Consider the following 17182-nt stretch of genomic DNA (forward strand, 5'->3'; position numbering starts at 1 on the left):
TTTTTTCGATATAGGAAGTAACGAACATGGCAGCTAAGCAAGTCAAGTTTTCCGATGATGCCCGCAAGCGCATGGCGCGCGGTGTAGATGTACTGGCCAACGCCGTAAAAGTCACCCTGGGCCCGAAAGGCCGCAACGTGGTGCTGGACAAGTCCTTCGGCGCACCGACCGTGACCAAGGACGGTGTGTCTGTAGCCAAGGAAATCGAACTGAAAGACAAGTTCGAAAACATGGGCGCGCAGATGGTCAAGGAAGTGGCTTCCAAGACCTCTGACGCTGCCGGTGACGGTACTACCACCGCCACCGTACTGGCCCAGGCAATCGTTGCCGAAGGCCTGAAAGGCGTAACCGCCGGCATGAACCCGATGGATCTGAAGCGCGGCATCGACCAAGCCGTGACCGCTGCGGTGAAAGAGATCCAGGCGATGGCCGTGCCCTGCACCGACACCAAGTCCATCGCCCAGGTCGGCACCATCTCCGCCAACGGCGACAAGCGTATCGGTGAGATCATCGCCGAAGCGATGGAAAAAGTCGGCAAGGAAGGCGTCATCACCGTCGACGAAGGTCGTGGTTTCGAAGACGAGCTGGAAGTCGTTGAAGGTATGCAGTTCGACCGCGGCTACCTCTCGCCCTACTTCGTCACCAACCAGGACACCATGGCGGTCGAGCTCGAAGATCCCTACATCCTGCTGGTCGACAAGAAAGTCTCCAACATCCGCGAGCTTCTGCCGGTACTCGAAGCCGTGGCCAAGCAGGGCAAGCCGCTGGCCATCATTGCTGAAGACATCGAAGGCGAAGCGCTGGCGACACTGGTCGTCAACAACATGCGCGGTATCGTCAAGGTCGCTGCTGCCAAGGCGCCGGGCTTCGGTGATCGCCGCAAGTCCATGCTGCAGGACATCGCGATCCTGACCAACGGCACCGTGATTTCCGAGGAAGTGGGTCTGACCCTCGAGCAGGCCAACCTGGACCACCTGGGTACTGCCAAGCGCATGACCATGTCCAAGGAAAACACAACCATCATCGATGGCGCCGGCGCCGAGAACGACATCGAAGCCCGCGTCAACCAGATCCGCGCGCAGATCGAAGAGACTTCTTCCGATTACGACAAGGAGAAGCTCCAGGAGCGCGTCGCGAAGCTGGCGGGCGGCGTTGCGGTCATCCGCGTCGGTGCGGCTACCGAAGTGGAGATGAAAGAGAAGAAGGCCCGCGTCGAAGACGCGCTTCATTCTACCCGCGCAGCAGTCGAAGAAGGCGTCGTGCCTGGTGGCGGTACTGCGCTCGTACGTGTCATGGCCAAGGTACAGGGCCTCACTGGCGATAACGAAGACCAGAACCACGGCATCAACATGGCGCTGCGTGCCATGCAGTCTCCGCTGCGTCAGATCGTCACCAATGCCGGTGAAGAAGCCGCCGTGGTCATCAATCGCGTGAAGGATGGTGAAGGTAACTTCGGTTACAACGCTCAGACCAGCGAATACGGCGATCTCTTCGAGATGGGTGTTCTCGATCCGGCGAAAGTGACCCGCACCGCGCTTCAGTCTGCAGGCTCCGTCGCCGGTCTCATGATCACCACCGAGTGCATGATCGCCGACGATCCGGAAGAGAAGGAAGCCGCGCCGGATATGGGTGGCATGGGCGGAATGGGTGGCATGGGCGGCATGATGTAAGCCCTTCCCCCCTCGACGTTCAACGTCACGAGAACCCCGCCTGGTGCGGGGTTCTTTCGTTTGGGGCCACGCTGCGTGTGGCGAGCGAAGCGTGCTACCATGCGCGCTTTTCAGACGCTCAGGTCATTGCCGTGCTCTCCCGAATTCGTATCGTGCTCGTTCAAACCTTTCATCCCGGCAACATCGGGGCCGCCGCCCGGGCGATGAAAACCATGGGACTGTCCGAGCTCGTGCTGGTCAACCCGCGCGAGTTTCCAAGCATCGACGCCACGCGGCTTGCTGCCGGCGCCACGGACGTGCTGGAAAACGCCCGGGTGGTGAGTCACCTCGACGAAGCGATCCTTGACTGCGTGCAGGTGGTCGGCGCCAGCGCCCGCCTTCGCAGCCTGCCGCTACCCCAGTTCGATGAACCCGACGAGATGGCCCAGGCAGTGGTGCAGAACGCCGATCACGCGCCGGTGGCCCTGGTGTTCGGCCGTGAACGCTCGGGGCTCACCAACGATGAGATTCGCGCCTGCACTCACCAGGTGAGCATCCCCGCCAACCCCGAGTACGGCATCCTGAACCTCTCCCAGGCGGTGCAGATTCTGGCCTATGAGGTTCACCGGGCCTGGCGAAAGCGCCCCGAGAGCGCCTTTGCCTACCAGCGACCGGTCGAGGCCACTCCGCCGAGCCGGGAGCAGTTCGCGCATTTTCAGGCGCATCTGGGCCGCCTGATGCACCAGAGCGGTTTTCTCACCCAGCCCCACGCCAGGACCGAGGAGCAGCTTCAGGCGCTGTTCGCCCGGGCCGAGCCCAGCCGCAAGGAGCTTTCGCTACTGCGCGGGCTGTTGAGCGCCTTCGAGACCTATCTGCCCCCTGACGAGAAGTGATCCTGCATAAAAATAGGCAGCCCGAAGGCTGCCTATTGCGTTCAAGCACGTTACGTTTCGCTTAGAGCCACATCGCTCCCAGCCAGCCGAAAGCGATCAGCGGCAGGTTGTAGTGGATGAAGGTGGGCACCACGCTGTCCCAGATATGGTCATGCTGGCCATCCACGTTGAGCCCTGCGGTCGGCCCGAGGGTCGAGTCCGAGGCGGGTGACCCCGCATCCCCAAGCGCGGCAGCGGTACCTACCAGCACGACAGTGGCCATGGGCGAGAAGCCGAACTGCACCGCCAGCGGCACGAAGATCGCCGCGATGATAGGAATGGTCGAAAACGACGAGCCGATCCCGAGGGTGATGAACAAACCGACCAGCAGCATGGTGAGCGCGGCCAGCCCCCGGTTGTCGCCGAACAGCTCGAAGGCACCGCTCACCAGCGCGTCGATGTCGCCAGTGGCCTTCATCACCTCGGCGAAACCCGCCGCCGAGATCATGATGAAGCCGATCAGCGCCATCATGCGCATGCCGCTGGTGAACAGGTCGTCCGCCTCGCGCCACTTGAAGATGCCCCCCATCGAGAGGAGTCCGATCCCGACCAGCCCGCCCAGGATCATCGACCCGGTGTAGAGCTGCAGGCCGAGGGCCGCCACGATGGCCACCCCGGACATCAACAGGCCAAGCCTGTGCGGCGTGGCGCTGGTGTGGCCGGCAGCGATGCTGCTCGCCGCCACCTCCTTGTCGGCATAGCCGCGCCGTCCGCGATAGCTGAAGAACAGTGCCACCAGGAGCCCCAGCGCCATGCCGCCGACCGGGATCGCCATGGCCGCCGGCACCATCGAGCGGGTGATGTCGAGTCCCAGCGCCTCCCCGGCGCTATTGAGGTTGGCCAGCAGGATATCGTTGAGAAAGATTGCCCCGAAGCCCACCGGCAACAGCATGTACGGCGCGGTCAGGCCGAAGGTGAGCGCGCAGGCCACCGCCCGCCGATCGAGTTGAAGCTGGTTCATCAAGGCCAGCAGCGGCGAGATCAGGATCGGGATGAAGGCGATATGCACGGGGATGGCGTTCTGGGAAAAAATCGCCATCAGCAGGATGGCGCCGAGCAGGAGGTACTTGACCCGCGCCTGATGCGCCGCGCTCGACTCCTGGCCGAGCAGCCGGATCAGGCGCGCGGCGAGCAAATCGGGTAGCCCGGAGCGCGACAGGGCCACGGCGAAAGCACCAAGCGTGGCGTAGGCCAGCGCCACCTGGGCACCACCACCGACGCCGTCGTTGAAGGCACCCAGCGTATCCTCAAGGGACAGCCCGCCCACCAGCCCGCCTACGATGGCGCCCAGCACCAGCGCGAACACCACCGAGACGCGCAGAAGCGACAGCGCCACCATGACGAGCACCGCAATAATCACTGCATTCATTGAATTACCTAGCGCTTTTTTAGATAGTCGTTGGATATGAGGCGAGCGAATCTTAGCAGAAACCTCCTTGCTTGCGCAGCGTCGATGCCCATTGCCGTGTCCAGCAGCGTGAACACCTCGGGAAAGCGGCTTAACAGTTTCCAGGCGATCCTTCCCGCTTGATCGCGCGCGAGTGCGGTCAACCAATTTAGCCTTGGCTAACAATGCGGCTTGCGATACGCTAGCTAGATGAGAACGTTTCCACGACTGCTAGTAAGCCCAGCCCATGAGTGATGATTCAACGCCGCAGCGCCCGTTTCGAGACGGCCCCAGCCACGACGCCCTGCCGCCGGTGGCACAGCACGCCCGTCAGTACGAAACGGTACGCAATGCTCATGAAACCGAGCTGATCGAGGATTACGTCGAACTGATCGGCGACCTGCTGGATCACCGGGGTGAGGCACGCGCGGCGGACATCGCCAATCGCATGGCGGTGAGCCAGGCCACCGTATCGAAGATGATTCGCCGACTCAACGAGCTCGGTCTGGTCACCAGCCAGCCCTATCGCTCCCTGTTTCTGACCGACGAAGGCCGCAAGATGGCTCAGACCTCCCGCGGGCGCCATGACATCGTGCTGCATTTCCTGCGCGCACTTGGCGTGCCGGACAGTACCGCGCGCATCGATGCCGAAGGCATGGAACACCACGTCAGTGACGAGACGCTGGCCATCATGCAGCGCTTCACCGACGAGAAGGACGCCTGACGTTCAGCGCGGGGTCAGCGTAGCGAGTCGATTCACCTGGGTCAGCCCCTGATTCCACACCATCTCGATATGCGCGGTCTGCACCACCTCTTGCACGTGGCGTGGCGTCATCAGCGCCCAGCAGGTCGCGCCTTCGCGTCGCACCGAGCGGTAACGAAGCCCGGGCGCTCGGGCGCCACGTAGCGCGTGACCCAGCGCACGCGAGGCAGTGTAACTGTCAGCGGCGAAGATCGGATGATCACGTTCGAGCGCAAGCGCATCGCGGCATCCGCGCTCGTCGAACGTGCAGCGCAGCCCGCGAAAGACGAAGCGCTCAAAACGAAGCCCTTTCACCTTTTCCCAATAGAGCCTTTGATGATGACTCACCTCGGCGATGGCCGTGGCGAGGGTATCGGCGATGTAGAGCACGCCGAAACTGCCGTCGCTGAAGCGAGAGCCATCCGGGTTGACGTGGGTAAAAGCCGCGGCGGCGTAGGAGCAGCCGCGAATGCGAAAGGGAATCTCATCATACGGCAGCAGCGCCAGATCGCCGAGCTCGTTTCTGAGTCGCGGGTTGGTCAGCGCCTGCAACTGATAGAGTGCCTCGAACTCTTCGGCATCCGCCACGTCGTCGAACAGCGCAATGGGTGGAAATTTGCTGTTGATCAACCGATAACCCTCGACCCGACGAGGCGCCAGCGCGATCAGATTGTCCGGCGCTACCACTGCGCGCCTCGCAGGCTGTCGATGCGCTTGAAGGTTTCATAGAGCGCGGCGAAGTCGCCGCCACCGATCACCTCGAGCGGCGTGCGGCCGTTGAAGTAGGGATTGTGGTTCGCCATGGTGACGAAGCCGTAGACGTTCTCGGGATTCTCGAACAAGGTGCGCAGCGCGGCATGAATGTTGAGTAGATAGCTGATGCGCGCGAGCTGGTCGGCATCGAGCTTGATCTCGGCCAGATCGCCCCGGCGCGCGCGCGCATAGGTGGTGTGCGACACGCGCAGGATCGCCTCGCCCTGCTCTCCCTTGGCCTGCCACTTGTCCAAAATGCGTACTGCCGCCTTCAAGCCGACGGCAGCGGCGCTTTTATCGGTTACCAACTCATTGGCCGTTTGCATCGACCTACTCCTGTAGCCTACCTGTAAATACTAATTCACTTGAAAAGTATCTGCAAATAAGTCAGACAAGAAGACTATTCTCGAACGATTACCGGTCGCGCCATACCGACACGCCCAATACCGGGCAGTTTGAGTGCGGGACGTAATACATCGATACCCACGCTCAACCCCAGAAGGTTCAGTTCGATCCCCTCTTCGAGAGCGGCCATCACGCCGAACACGCCGCCCAGCGAGAACTGGACGCCGGTACCGCTGGGCACTGGCGCCCAGTAGTCACCGAACAGATAGTCCTTGCCCACCGCAGTGACTGGAAGCGCCACATCCAGGCCATCTATCTCGCGCACCATCCAAGCGATGAAGCTATTGCTGTTTGGCCCCGGCCAGAGGCGGTAGTGATCTGCCTGCGGGTAGCGTCGGGCGGCCTCGTCGACTTGGGGAATCAACCGTGCGGCGGCCTCGCCCCGATAGTCGGCCAGAAGCGCGGGCGCATTGCCGAACCAGGCGCGATCCGGCGTGTCGCTCGCCGATACCACCGTCGGCCGACGCCAGCTCAGTACTTGGTGCAGCCGGTAGGCCTCGGCGCCCGGCGCCTTGGTGGCAATCCAGATATGCACGCCGAACGCTCCGCGCCAGCTGAAGGCACGGGCGGCGTACACCTGCACCACCGCCGGCGCGTAAGCCTCGGGCTGCGGCGCGAGTTCTGCAGAGTCGCGGCTAGCGGTGGACCAGTTTCCTCGAAAGTCGACCTGCTGGGAAAGCAGGAGCCAGACGGGGCCGGCCAGCAGCAGCATCAACAGAAAGAGAACGCTTGAAAGCCAAAGCAGCAGTGTCTTCATGAGAGAGGGTCCGATCAAGGCAGGCCGAACCACCTTAACGAATCAGCGAACACCACGTCTCAACGATGCGATCAGCAGACATGAGAAATGAAGGGGGGCAAAAATGAATGGGGAGCAGAAATGGAGGCGGCCCCGAAAGCCACATCCCGGCACACGCATCCACCACTACCGTTGCTCCCTTCCGGGCCTGGCGGGGTTTGCAGTTTCGCGTTGCGGGAGGACCTAAGGGGCCACCATAGCAGCATTCGAAAGATGAGGTTTCTCGAATGCCTATGCGTGATGTGGTGGCTACGCCCTGATTCGAACAGGGGACCCCATCATTATGAGTGATGTGCTCTAACCAGCTGAGCTACGTAGCCTTTCCGACATCAGCGGGTGCAGAGTATGCCTATCCCGGATAAAAAAGGCAAGCCAAAATGGCCTGCCCTTGTCGCTAAATATCTAAAACGTATGAAACTTCGGTACGCCGCACGTCAGAGTGCCTCGCGTACAGCGGCAAGGCCCTCGTCGCCGTCGCGGGTGGTCACGCCGTCGAGCCACGCCTCGAGCACCTCGTCGTGCTCTTTCAAGTAGGCGTTGGCGGCCTCGCGGGCGGCAACGCCGTCATCCATGATCGAGGCCATCAGCTCGTTCTCCATCTCGAGGGTGAAGGTCATGTTGTCGAGCAGCTGGCCGACGTTTGGGCACTCGTCGACGAAGCCGGCGCGGGTATTGGTGTAGACCGTCGCCCCCCCCAGGTCCGGGCCGAAGTAGTCGTCGGCACCGGAGAGATAGGCCATGTCGAAGTTGGTGTTCATCGGGTGCGGTTCCCAGCCGAGAAACACCATCCACTCCTCATTGGGTACGCGGGTGGTGAGCTCCGAAAGCATGCCCGCTTCGCTGGAGTCGACCACCTGCCAGCCACCAAGGCCGTAGGCGTCGTCCGCGATCATCTGTTCGATCAGCTCGTTGCCGTCGTTGCCCGCCTCGATGCCATGAATCCGGGAGTCGAATTGGTCGGCGTGTTCAGCCAGATCGGTGACCGAGGTCACGCCAGCATCATGAACGTACTGCGGAACGGCCAGGGTGTACTTGGCACCTTCGAGGTTGGCCACGCGCCGTTCGACATCGCCATCTTCGACGTAAGGATCGCTGATGGACGCCATCGATGGCATCCAGTTGCCCAGGAACACGTCGAAATCGTTGTTGCGCATGCCGGCGTAGGCGATCGGCACTGACACCGTATCGACACGCGGCGAGTAGCCCAATGCCTCGAGCACTTCGCTGGCAAGTGCCGTGGTCGCGGTGATATCGGTCCAGCCTACTTCGGCGAAGCGCACGGTGGTGCACTCATTGGCCAGCGCAGCACTAGGTAGTGCGGCGAACAGTGCCAAGGCACCCAGCGTCGTTGTCTTTGAATGGCTCATCGTTGTCTCCCAGTTTGCACAGCGTTCCAGCACGTCGGCGAACGCTTTCGTTCCCGCTGGAACCTTATATTGATTGAACGTTCAATAAAGAAATGTAAGCATAGTCAGGTAATCATGCCCCATGGCGAATTTCAATGCGGCGCGATCGAGCAGCCGATACTAACTTAAGTCACAACAACTTAAGCCACATTAAGATAGACCATCGAGACCGACCGGCACCAAAGCGATGCCAACCCGAAAGGAGAGTGCCATGCCTAAAGTGGGAATGCAGCCAATACGCCGTGAGCAGCTGATCAAGGCCACCATGGCCGCCATCAACGACGTCGGTCTCGCCGAAGCGACAGTGATGCGTATCGCCCGCCATGCCGGTGTCTCAGCGGGCATCATCAGCCACTACTTCGGCGGCAAGGACGGTCTTCTCGAGGCCACCATGCGCCAGATCCTGACCGATCTGAGTCAAGCGGTGGCCGAGCGCCGGCGCGCGCTGGGCGACGATTCGCCCAAGGCCCATATCGGCGCGATCATCGAAGGCAACTTCGACCGCACCCAGGTCTCCGGCCCTGCCGCCAAGACCTGGCTCGCATTCTGGGCCAGCAGCATGCACCACCCGGCCCTGGCTCGGCTGCAGACCATCAACGACCGGCGGCTCTACTCCAACCTGTGCCAACAGTTTCGCCGCGTGCTGCCGCGCGAGCAGGCCCAAGAGGCCGCCAGTACCCTGGCAGCGATGATCGACGGGCTGTGGCTTCGCGGCGCGCTTGCCCCTCAAGGGCTCGACGCCGACGCGGCGCGCCGCCTGGCGCTCGCCTATCGCGACCAACTGCTCGATGCTGCGCGCTGAATTCATCACCGTCACGTTTTCAGGAGCTTTCGATGAGTCCACATGACGCTCAACCCCTTTTCATCAACGGCGCCCCGATACAAGCCACCTCCGGCGAGACCTTCAGCGTCATCAATCCTTTTGATGGCAGCGAGCTTGCCGTGGTCGGTCAGGCAAGCGCCAAGGACGTGAATAGCGCCGTGGAAGCGGCCCAGCGCGGCCAGCGGGAGTGGGCGGCCATGACCGGCATGCAGCGCTCGCGGGTGCTCTTGAAAGCCGTGGCGCTACTGCGCGAGCGCAACGACGAGCTCGCCCGCCTCGAGTCCCGGAACACCGGCAAGCCGCTGAGTGAAACCGGAAGCGTCGATATCCTCACCGGCGCCGACGCGCTCGAGTACTACGCGGGCCTGGCGCCGATGATCGAGGGCAGCCAGATTCCGCTGCGCGAGGATTCCTTCGTCTATACCCGGCGCGAGCCTCTCGGGGTGATCGGCGCCATCGGCGCCTGGAACTACCCGCTTCAGATCGCCTGCTGGAAAGCGGCGCCTGCCCTCGCCGCCGGCAACGCGGTGGTCTTCAAGCCGAGCGAAGTCACCCCGCTCACTGCGCTGAAACTTGCCGAGATATTCACCGAAGCGGGCCTGCCGGCGGGCGTGTTCAACGTGGTACAGGGCGACGGGCGCGTGGGCGCGATGCTGAGCGAGCACCCGGGCATCGCCAAGGTGTCGTTCACCGGCGAGGTGGGCACCGGCAAGAAGGTGATGGCCGCCGCGGCAAGCTCGTCGCTCAAGGAAGTGACCATGGAGCTGGGTGGCAAGTCGCCCCTGATCGTGTTCGCCGACGCGGATCTCGACCGCGCCGCAGACGCCGCGATGATGGCCAACTTCTACTCCAGCGGCCAGGTCTGCACCCACGGCACGCGGGTGTTCGTCGAGGCGAGCGTCAAGGAAGCGTTTGAAGCGAAGCTTGTCGAGCGCGTCGAGCGCATCAGGGCGGGCGATCCGCTCGACGCCGACACCAACTTCGGCCCGCTGGTGAGCTTCGAGCACCAGAAGAAAGTGCTCTCCTACATCGCGCTGGGCAAGCAGGAAGGTGCGCGCGTGCTGGTCGGCGGCGAGCGCTGGAGCAAAGGTGTATTTGCCAAGGGCGCCTGGGCGGCGCCTACGATCTTCACCGATTGCCGCGATGAGATGCGCATCGTGCGTGAGGAGATCTTCGGGCCGGTGATGTCGATTCTCGCCTTCGATGACGAGGCCGAGGTGATCCAGCGCGCCAACGACACCCACTACGGGCTCGCCGCCGGCGTGTTCACCGAGTCGCTCAATCGTGCGCACCGGGTGATTCACCGCCTCGAAGCCGGCATCTGCTGGATCAACACCTGGGGGGAATCGCCCTCCGAGATGCCGGTGGGCGGCTACAAGCAGTCCGGCATCGGCCGCGAGAACGGCGTCGAGACGCTGGCCCATTACACCCAGACCAAATCCATCCAGATCGAGATGGGACCGTTCGAGTCGGTCTTCTGACGCCCTGCGCGCCAGAACCCCATGAACCGACTCAGGAGGCTACCCATGTCAAGACGGCGTGAATTCGACTACATCATCATCGGCGCGGGATCGGCGGGCAACGTGCTTGCCACGCGTCTGACCGAAGACCAGAGCGTCAGCGTTTTGCTGCTCGAGGCCGGCGGGCCGGACTACCGGCTCGACTTTCGCACCCAGATGCCGGCGGCGCTGGCCTTTCCGCTGCAGGGCAAGCGCTACAACTGGGCCTTCGAGACCGACCCGGAACCTTACATGGACGACCGGCGCATGGAGTGCGGCCGCGGCAAGGGCCTGGGCGGCTCGTCGCTGATCAACGGCATGTGCTACATCCGCGGCAACGCCCTGGACTATGACCAGTGGGCGACGCTGCCGGGCCTTGAGGACTGGGACTACCAGAGCTGCCTGCCCTACTTCAAGAAGTGCGAGACCCGCGACACCGGCGCCAACGCCTACCACGGCGACGGCGGCCCGGTCAGCGTGACCACGCCGAAGAAAGGCAACAACCCGCTCTACCGCGTATTCATCGAGGCGGCGAAAGAGGCGGGCTACCCGGAAACCGAGGACGTCAACGGCTATCAGCAGGAGGGCTTCGGCCCGATGGATCGTTTCGTCACGCCCAAGGGCCGGCGCGCCTCCACCGCTCGGGGCTATCTGGACATCGCCAGAAAGCGCGACAACCTGACCATCGAGACCCGTGCGGTCACCGATGTGATCGAGTTCGAGGGCAAGCGCGCCGTCGGCGTGCGCTATGAGCGCAAGGGGAAGATGCAGCAGGTGCGCGCCCGGCGCGAGGTGCTGCTGTGCGGCGGCGCGATCGCCTCGCCGCAGATTCTGCAGCGCTCCGGCGTGGGTAACCCCGCGCACCTCAAGGAACTCGGCATCGACCCCGTGCACGCCCTGCCCGGCGTCGGCGAGAACCTGCAGGATCACCTGGAGATGTACATCCAATACGAATGCACAAAGCCGATCTCGCTCTACCCGGCGCTGAAATGGTACAACCAGCCGAAGATCGGTTTCGATTGGCTGTTCAAGGGCACCGGCATCGGCGCCAGCAATCAGTTCGAGGCTTGCGGCTTCATTCGCTCTCGTGACAGTGAGCAGTGGCCGAACCTGCAGTACCACTTTTTGCCCATCGCCATCAGCTACAACGGCAAGAGCGCGGTCGAGGCCCACGGCTTCCAGGCCCACGTCGGCTCGATGCGCTCCGAGAGCCGCGGGCGTGTCCGGCTGACCTCGAAGGACCCGCACGCCGCGCCTCGCATCCTGTTCAACTACATGTCGAAGGAGAAGGACTGGGAAGAGTTTCGCGACGCCATTCGCCTGACCCGCGAAATCATCAATCAGCCCGCCTTCGACGACTACCGCGGCCGTGAAGTCGCCCCGGGCCCGGACGTGCAGAGCGACGCCGAGCTCGACGCCTTCGTCAAAAAGCACGCCGAAACCGCCTACCACCCCTGCGGAAGCTGCCGCATGGGCGAAGGCGAGGACGCGGTAACCGACGGCCAGGGCCGCGTGCACGGACTAAAAGGGCTTCGCGTGGTGGACGCGTCGCTCTTCCCGATCATCCCCACGGGCAACCTCAACGCGCCGACCCTCATGCTGGCGGAGAAGATCGCCGACCGCATTCGCGGTCGCGAGCCGCTGCCGCGCGAAGAGGTCGACTACTTCGTGGCCGGCGATACCCCGGCCAAGCGCCACCCGAGCGCTCGCTAGCCCCACTCGCGCCTGTTGTTGAAACGCCGCCTTCGTCGCGGCGTTTTTTCATGCCTCGTGCATGCCATGCACTACATTGAACAGAAGATATTGAACAAACGACATTGAACAAAGAGAAAACGACGGGTGGCGCGGGCTTGGCATGACGACGCGAGTCTGCCACTATTCAAACATTCGTTTAAATACGTGCATTCTGATGCTCTGACAATATCCCAATAACGACATGGAGAGGTTCTATGCTCACGCTACTGCTCATCGTGCTGGCGATCGCCGGCCTGCTGGTGGTCATGCGCCGCGAGGCCGGTGCTGCCCCGGCCATCGGGGTACTGGCCGCACTTGGCCTGCTGGGGCTCGTTTTTGAGGCCCCGGTCATTGGTTTCATCCTGCTGCTGGCAGCACTCGCGGTAGCGGCGGCGGGTCTGCCGGCGCTGCGCCGGCTGTGGCTCACGCCACGCATCTTCGCCATCTTCAAGAAGGTCGCACCCAAGGTATCGGCCACCGAGCGCACCGCGCTCGAGGCCGGCAGCGTCTCCTGGGACGGCCAGCTCTTCTCCGGCAAGCCCGACTGGAATGCCCTGCTCGCCTACAAGGACGACGGCCTGCGCGAGGACGAACAGGCGTTTCTGGACAACCAGTGCGCCAAGGCGGCCGGCATGTGCAACGCCTGGGACATCACCATCGAGCGCGCCGACCTTCCCCAGCAGCTCTGGGACTTCCTCAAGAAGGAAGGTTTCTTCGGCATGATCATTCCGAAGGAGTACGGGGGCCTGGGCTTCTCCGCCAAGGCGCAGTCGATGGTGCTGCAGAAGCTCTCCGCCAACGAGACCCTGATGGTCACCGTAGGCGTGCCCAACTCCCTCGGCCCGGGGGAGCTTCTGCTCAAGTACGGCACCGAAGAGCAGAAGAACCACTACCTGCCGCGGCTGGCGGATGGCCGTGAAATCCCCTGCTTCGGCCTGACCGGCCCGCGCGCCGGCTCCGATGCCACGTCGCTTCCGGATACCGGCGTGGTCTGCAAGCAGACCGTCGACGGCAAGGAAGTGCTCGGCATCAAGCTGACGTTCGAGAAGCGCTGGATCACGCTGGCGCCGATCGCCACCGTTGTGGGCCTGGCATTTCGCCTGTTCGACCCGGAAAAACTGCTGGGCGATGAAGAGGATCGCGGTATCACGCTGGCGCTGATTCCTCGCGATACCGACGGCATGGAGATCGGCCGGCGCCACCATCCGATCGGCAGCCCCTTCATGAACGGCCCGATCAAGGGCGTGGACGTCTTCGTACCGCTGGATACCATCATCGGCGGCGAGCAGATGATCGGTCAGGGCTGGCGCATGCTGGTCGAGTGCCTCTCCATCGGGCGCTGCATCACTCTGCCTTCCGGGGCCACCGGCACCGCCCGCTACGCGCTTGGCTGGAGCGGCGGCTTTACCCGCGTGCGCCGTCAGTTCAACGTGCCGGTCGCCGAGATGGAAGGCGTGCAGGAGCCGCTGGCGAAGATGGCCGCACTCGGCTACATCGCCCAGGCCACGGTCTACCAGACCGCCAACCTGATCGACCACGGCGAAAAGCCCGCCGTGCCTTCGGCAATCCTGAAAAGCCAGCTCACCGAGTTCCAGCGCGAGATTCTGAGCCACGCCATGGACGTGCACGGCGGCAAGGCGGTAACGCTTGGCCCGCGCAACTACCTGGGGATCGGCTACAGCGCCAACCCCGTGGCGATCACCGTGGAAGGCGCCAACATCATGACGCGCAACCTGATGATCTTCGGCCAAGGGGCGATTCGCTGCCATCCTTACGTGCTCGAGGAGCTCGCCGCCAAGGATGCGAACGACGAGAAGGCCTTCGACACGGCGTTCTTCAAGCACGCCGGGCTGATCTTCGGCAATGCCGCCCGTGCACTGACGCTGGGGATCGGCATCGGCAAGCCGTCGGTTCCTTTTGATGCACCGGCCGCGGCCTACGCTCAGGACATCGCGCGGCTCTCCGCCGGATTTGGCCTCTGCGCGGATGCGGCCATGGCGAGCCTCGGTTCGGCGCTCAAGAAGCGCGAGATGCTCTCGGCGCGCCTGGGCGATGTGCTCTCCAACCTGTATCTTGCCTCCATGGTGCTCAAGCAGTGGCAGGCCGGCGACAAGGTCGAAGGCGAAGAGGCCCTTCTTCACTACAGCTGCCGCTTCCTGCTGCACCGTGCGGAGCAGGCCTTCGTCGAAATCTTCGACAATCTGCCCAATCGGGCGCTGGGTCGCGTGTTGAACGCCGTGGTGATGCCCACGGGCCGCCGCTGGAACAAGCCCCACGACGATCTCGCCCGCGATATCGCTCACCGGGTCTCCACTCACAGTGCGCTGCGCACCAAGCTTCTGCACAACACCTGGGATCAGGACGACGGCGAGCAGCGCAATCCGCTGGCACGCTACAACGCCCTGCTCCTAGAGTACGAGCGCGCCGAGAAGATCTACCGCACCGTGAACAAGGCCTACGCCAAGGGAGAGCTTGTGCAAACCGCACTGCACCCGGAAGCGCGCATCGAGGCGGGCCTTGCCACAGGTATCGTCAGCGAGGAAGACGCCACGTTCATGCGCACCTTCGAGAAGGAGGTGCTCGAGATGCTCACCGTCGATGACTTCGCCTATGACACTTTCGCCACCGACAAGTCGACGCTGATCGACCACAATCCGGCGCCCAAGGCTGCGCCGATCAACTTTGACGAGAGCATTAAGTAAGCCGCCCTTCCTCACCAGCCGGCCTGAGGGCCGGCTTTTTTGTGCCTGGCATGAAAATATCTCGAGAGGTGGATAGCCTCGACCCCTTTCAGTGCTCGGCATGGCGTTGTCGAACGGTAATGCTTACGCGTTGAATGTTCGAAAACGATCATCTATAGTTTCGTTATTGAAAATACAGCGCGCAACGCTTGCGACGCCCGACCTGACGGACCCGGCCATGACGCTTCGAACCCGCAATCTCGAAAGACTCCCCCATGAAGAGTACGACGCGCTGATCATCGGCGGCGGCATCAATGGCGCCGCCGCCGCCGCTGCGCTTTCCGGCAAGGGCGCGAAGGTCGCGCTGATCGATCGTGGCGATTTCGCCGGCAGTACCAGCATGCACTCCTCGAACCTGGTGTGGGGCGGCATCAAGTACATGGAGAGCAACGACTTTGCTCTGGTGAGAAAGCTCTGCAAGAGCCGCAATCACCTGATCGAAAGCTACCCCTCCACGGTCAAGGAGATTCGCTTTCTGACCACTATCGCCAAGGGCTTTCGCCACTCGCCCTGGTACTTGTGGGCGGGCACCTGGCTCTACTGGCTGATGGGGAACGGCTTCACGAAGCGCCCGAAACTGTTGTCACCGAAAAACATCAAGCACGAAGAACCGATCATCAGAACCGATGGCGCCGTAGGCGGCTTCGAGTACTCGGATGCCTACCTTTACGATAATGATGCCCGGTTCGTGTTCAACTTCGTCCGTCAGGCGATGAATTTCGGCGCGGTGGCTGCCAACTACGTGGAATCCGTGGGCGCCGAGCGCCAGGGCGAACACTGGGTGACCCGCGCGCGCAACGTGATGGATGGCAGCACCTTCGAGATTCGCTCCAAAGTGCTGATCAACGCTGCCGGCCCTTGGGTGGATGCGCACAATACCCTCACCCACCAGAGCACGTCACACCAGCACATCTACTCCAAGGGCATTCACCTGATCGTGCCGCAGCTCACTAAAGAGAAGCGCGTACTGGCCTTCTTCGCCGACGACGGGCGGCTCTTCTTCGTGATTCCGATGGGCAACCGTACCTGCATCGGCACCACCGATACCCATATGGAGCACCCAAACGCCGAGGTCACCCAGGAAGACGTCCAGTTCGTTCTCGAAAACATCAACAAGCGTCTGACCCTGGAAACGCCACTCACCGAGGACGACATCATCTCGACGCGCTGCGGCGTGCGCCCGCTGGCAGTGAAGGCCGACAAGGGCGAGAAGCGCGATTTCCTGCAGCTTTCGCGCAAGCACGTGATCGATACCCACCGCGAGACCGCGCATATCAGCATCTTCGGGGGCAAGCTCACCGACTGCTTGAACGTGGGCGAAGAGATCGCCGACGAGATCGAGTCCCTGGGGGTGACGCTCGATGCCTCGCAAACCCTGTGGTATGGCGAGCCGGGCGCAGAGGTGAAAACGAGGTTCGATGAAAAGGCCAAGGCGATGGGGCTCGACGCGCTGACACCGGCGACCTCGACGGAGGCGCTTTCATCTCGTCTGTGGCGCCGCTACGGCAACGATGCCTTCGCCCTGCTCGACCGGATCGCCGAAGACGCCACCCAGGCCGAGGTGCTCATCGAAGGCACCGAGTACCTGCGCTGCGAGATCGAGTACGCTCGCGAGCACGAGATGATCACCGAGCTCGAGGATTTCCTTCGCCGGCGCGCCAAGATTTCGATGGTGGTTCACCGCGATGAGCTCGAACGCTCCGTGGGTCTCAAGAAGGCCTGCGACGTGCTGTTCGACGACAAGGCTGAAGAGCGTCGAGCGGCCTACTTCGCGCAGAACCCGGACACCACGACGCCATCGCCCGCCCCGGAGCAGGTATGAAAAAAGCCCCCGAACGGGGGCTTCAAGCTTACTCTTCCTCCTCGCGGGCGGTCTGGGCGTTGCCGGCGAGCACCTCCTCCCAGGCCTGCTCGATGGAGTAGCCGACCCGGTGGTCGATAGTGTCGATCACCTCGACGGCCTGCTGGAGCGACTGCTGACTCTTGAGCGCCAGCACCAGCCGGGCAAGATCCTGCTTGCTGAAGGCGTTGGCGATCCGGTCGGCCTGCTGGTTCAGTTCTATGCAGTTCATAAACCACCTCGTGCGTTGTTCACGATCTTGACGTTCTAGTGGCTGCGCGCCGGGGGTGAGGCGCGGACGACCGCCTGGCGATGGGCTCGGCGATGTCCTGCGTTACGCTCTAGCTTATAGAGCGTCCCTGTCGGGCTTCCTGGGTTTCTGCATGAAGCCATATAGAAACTATGGTGCATGGCAGCATCGCTCACCATTGATCATTGGCAGTGGTAATGGTTGTAGCTCGACGACAGAAAAGGC

Annotated in this window: 14 protein-coding genes, 1 tRNA gene and 1 other RNA gene; 8 read left to right on the forward strand and 8 right to left on the reverse strand. The window is 62.7% G+C overall.

Annotation, left to right across the window (positions count from 1 at the left end; all coding sequences use genetic code 11):
• Window positions 1-26: 26 nt before the first annotated feature.
• Together groL and GEV37_RS12990 are read left to right on the forward strand one after the other, a co-directional pair.
• The gene (gene groL, locus GEV37_RS12985) at window positions 27-1670 is read left to right on the forward strand and encodes a chaperonin GroEL (RefSeq protein ID WP_227390681.1); all 1644 of its coding nucleotides are present in this window, start codon (window positions 27-29) and stop codon (window positions 1668-1670) included.
• A 131-nt stretch (window positions 1671-1801) separates the two neighbouring features.
• The gene (locus GEV37_RS12990) at window positions 1802-2542 is read left to right on the forward strand and encodes an RNA methyltransferase (protein ID WP_227390682.1); all 741 of its coding nucleotides are present in this window, start codon (window positions 1802-1804) and stop codon (window positions 2540-2542) included.
• A 61-nt stretch (window positions 2543-2603) separates the two neighbouring features.
• Here GEV37_RS12990 and GEV37_RS12995 read toward each other — a convergent pair whose 3' ends face one another.
• On the reverse strand, window positions 2604-3950 hold the full coding sequence (locus GEV37_RS12995) for a Na+/H+ antiporter family protein (protein ID WP_227390683.1): 1347 nt from the start codon (window positions 3948-3950) through the stop codon (window positions 2604-2606).
• Window positions 3951-4215: 265 nt separating this feature from the next.
• Here GEV37_RS12995 and mntR point away from each other — a divergent pair, with 265 nt between their 5' ends.
• Window positions 4216-4692 carry a manganese-binding transcriptional regulator MntR gene (gene mntR / locus GEV37_RS13000; RefSeq protein WP_227390684.1) on the forward strand — a complete coding sequence of 159 codons (477 nt, stop codon included), beginning with the start codon at window positions 4216-4218 and terminating at the stop codon, window positions 4690-4692.
• Window positions 4693-4695: 3 nt separating this feature from the next.
• On the opposite strand, the gene GEV37_RS13005 is transcribed toward mntR, so the two are convergent.
• From GEV37_RS13005 to GEV37_RS13030, 6 genes are all read right to left on the reverse strand, one after another.
• Window positions 4696-5397: an RES family NAD+ phosphorylase gene (locus GEV37_RS13005; protein WP_227390685.1), complete on the reverse strand. Its 702-nt coding sequence runs from the start codon at window positions 5395-5397 to the stop codon at window positions 4696-4698.
• On the reverse strand, window positions 5391-5789 hold the full coding sequence (locus GEV37_RS13010) for an antitoxin Xre-like helix-turn-helix domain-containing protein (RefSeq protein WP_227390686.1): 399 nt from the start codon (window positions 5787-5789) through the stop codon (window positions 5391-5393). Before GEV37_RS13010 ends, GEV37_RS13005 begins: the two co-directional genes overlap by 7 nt.
• 74 nt (window positions 5790-5863) lie before the next feature.
• On the reverse strand, window positions 5864-6625 hold the full coding sequence (locus GEV37_RS13015; RefSeq protein ID WP_227390687.1) for a DUF3750 domain-containing protein: 762 nt from the start codon (window positions 6623-6625) through the stop codon (window positions 5864-5866).
• Between the two features lie 130 nt (window positions 6626-6755).
• An RNA gene (gene ffs / locus GEV37_RS13020) (signal recognition particle sRNA small type) lies at window positions 6756-6852 on the reverse strand.
• Window positions 6853-6907: 55 nt separating this feature from the next.
• Window positions 6908-6984, reverse strand: a tRNA-Met gene (locus tag GEV37_RS13025).
• Between the two features lie 114 nt (window positions 6985-7098).
• A complete protein-coding gene (locus tag GEV37_RS13030) occupies window positions 7099-8031 on the reverse strand; it encodes a choline ABC transporter substrate-binding protein (protein ID WP_227390688.1) in 933 nt (310 codons plus the stop codon).
• A gap of 250 nt (window positions 8032-8281) precedes the next feature.
• On the opposite strand from GEV37_RS13030, the gene betI reads away from it, so the two are divergent.
• The 5 genes from betI (at window position 8282) to GEV37_RS13055 (ending at window position 16689) form a co-directional block, all read left to right on the forward strand.
• Window positions 8282-8872 (forward strand): transcriptional regulator BetI, encoded by a 591-nt coding sequence (gene betI, locus GEV37_RS13035; protein WP_227390689.1) that lies wholly within the window; start codon window positions 8282-8284, stop codon window positions 8870-8872.
• A 32-nt stretch (window positions 8873-8904) separates the two neighbouring features.
• Window positions 8905-10374 (forward strand): betaine-aldehyde dehydrogenase, encoded by a 1470-nt coding sequence (betB, locus tag GEV37_RS13040; RefSeq protein ID WP_227390690.1) that lies wholly within the window; start codon window positions 8905-8907, stop codon window positions 10372-10374.
• A gap of 45 nt (window positions 10375-10419) precedes the next feature.
• Window positions 10420-12105 (forward strand): choline dehydrogenase, encoded by a 1686-nt coding sequence (gene betA / locus GEV37_RS13045; protein ID WP_227390691.1) that lies wholly within the window; start codon window positions 10420-10422, stop codon window positions 12103-12105.
• 236 nt (window positions 12106-12341) lie between these two features.
• Complete coding sequence (locus tag GEV37_RS13050) at window positions 12342-14828, forward strand: acyl-CoA dehydrogenase (protein WP_227390692.1); 2487 nt, start codon at window positions 12342-12344, stop codon at window positions 14826-14828.
• 217 nt (window positions 14829-15045) lie between these two features.
• Window positions 15046-16689: a glycerol-3-phosphate dehydrogenase/oxidase gene (locus tag GEV37_RS13055; RefSeq protein WP_227390693.1), complete on the forward strand. Its 1644-nt coding sequence runs from the start codon at window positions 15046-15048 to the stop codon at window positions 16687-16689.
• Between the two features lie 28 nt (window positions 16690-16717).
• Here the strand turns inward: GEV37_RS13055 and GEV37_RS13060 are convergent, their stop codons facing one another.
• Window positions 16718-16939, reverse strand: a complete 222-nt coding sequence (locus GEV37_RS13060; protein ID WP_227390694.1) for a hypothetical protein — start codon at window positions 16937-16939, stop codon at window positions 16718-16720.
• Between the last annotated feature and the right edge of the window lie 243 nt (window positions 16940-17182).

This window comes from Vreelandella malpeensis, assembly GCF_020622355.1.
Lineage (GTDB): Bacteria > Pseudomonadota > Gammaproteobacteria > Pseudomonadales > Halomonadaceae > Vreelandella > Vreelandella malpeensis.

What these genes read in the sequence shown, in the direction of transcription:
- betB (WP_227390690.1), top strand. Translation starts at nt 8,905, where the DNA reads ATGAGTCCACATGACGCTCAACCCCTTTTCATCAACGGCGCCCCGATA.
- GEV37_RS13055 (WP_227390693.1), top strand. Translation starts at nt 15,046, where the DNA reads ATGACGCTTCGAACCCGCAATCTCGAAAGACTCCCCCATGAAGAGTAC.
- GEV37_RS12995 (WP_227390683.1), bottom strand. Translation starts at nt 3,950, where the DNA reads ATGAATGCAGTGATTATTGCGGTGCTCGTCATGGTGGCGCTGTCGCTT.
- GEV37_RS13030 (WP_227390688.1), bottom strand. Translation starts at nt 8,031, where the DNA reads ATGAGCCATTCAAAGACAACGACGCTGGGTGCCTTGGCACTGTTCGCC.
- GEV37_RS13060 (WP_227390694.1), bottom strand. Translation starts at nt 16,939, where the DNA reads ATGAACTGCATAGAACTGAACCAGCAGGCCGACCGGATCGCCAACGCC.
- GEV37_RS13010 (WP_227390686.1), bottom strand. Translation starts at nt 5,789, where the DNA reads ATGCAAACGGCCAATGAGTTGGTAACCGATAAAAGCGCCGCTGCCGTC.
- groL (WP_227390681.1), top strand. Translation starts at nt 27, where the DNA reads ATGGCAGCTAAGCAAGTCAAGTTTTCCGATGATGCCCGCAAGCGCATG.
- betI (WP_227390689.1), top strand. Translation starts at nt 8,282, where the DNA reads ATGCCTAAAGTGGGAATGCAGCCAATACGCCGTGAGCAGCTGATCAAG.
- GEV37_RS13015 (WP_227390687.1), bottom strand. Translation starts at nt 6,625, where the DNA reads ATGAAGACACTGCTGCTTTGGCTTTCAAGCGTTCTCTTTCTGTTGATG.
- GEV37_RS13050 (WP_227390692.1), top strand. Translation starts at nt 12,342, where the DNA reads ATGCTCACGCTACTGCTCATCGTGCTGGCGATCGCCGGCCTGCTGGTG.
- betA (WP_227390691.1), top strand. Translation starts at nt 10,420, where the DNA reads ATGTCAAGACGGCGTGAATTCGACTACATCATCATCGGCGCGGGATCG.
- mntR (WP_227390684.1), top strand. Translation starts at nt 4,216, where the DNA reads ATGAGTGATGATTCAACGCCGCAGCGCCCGTTTCGAGACGGCCCCAGC.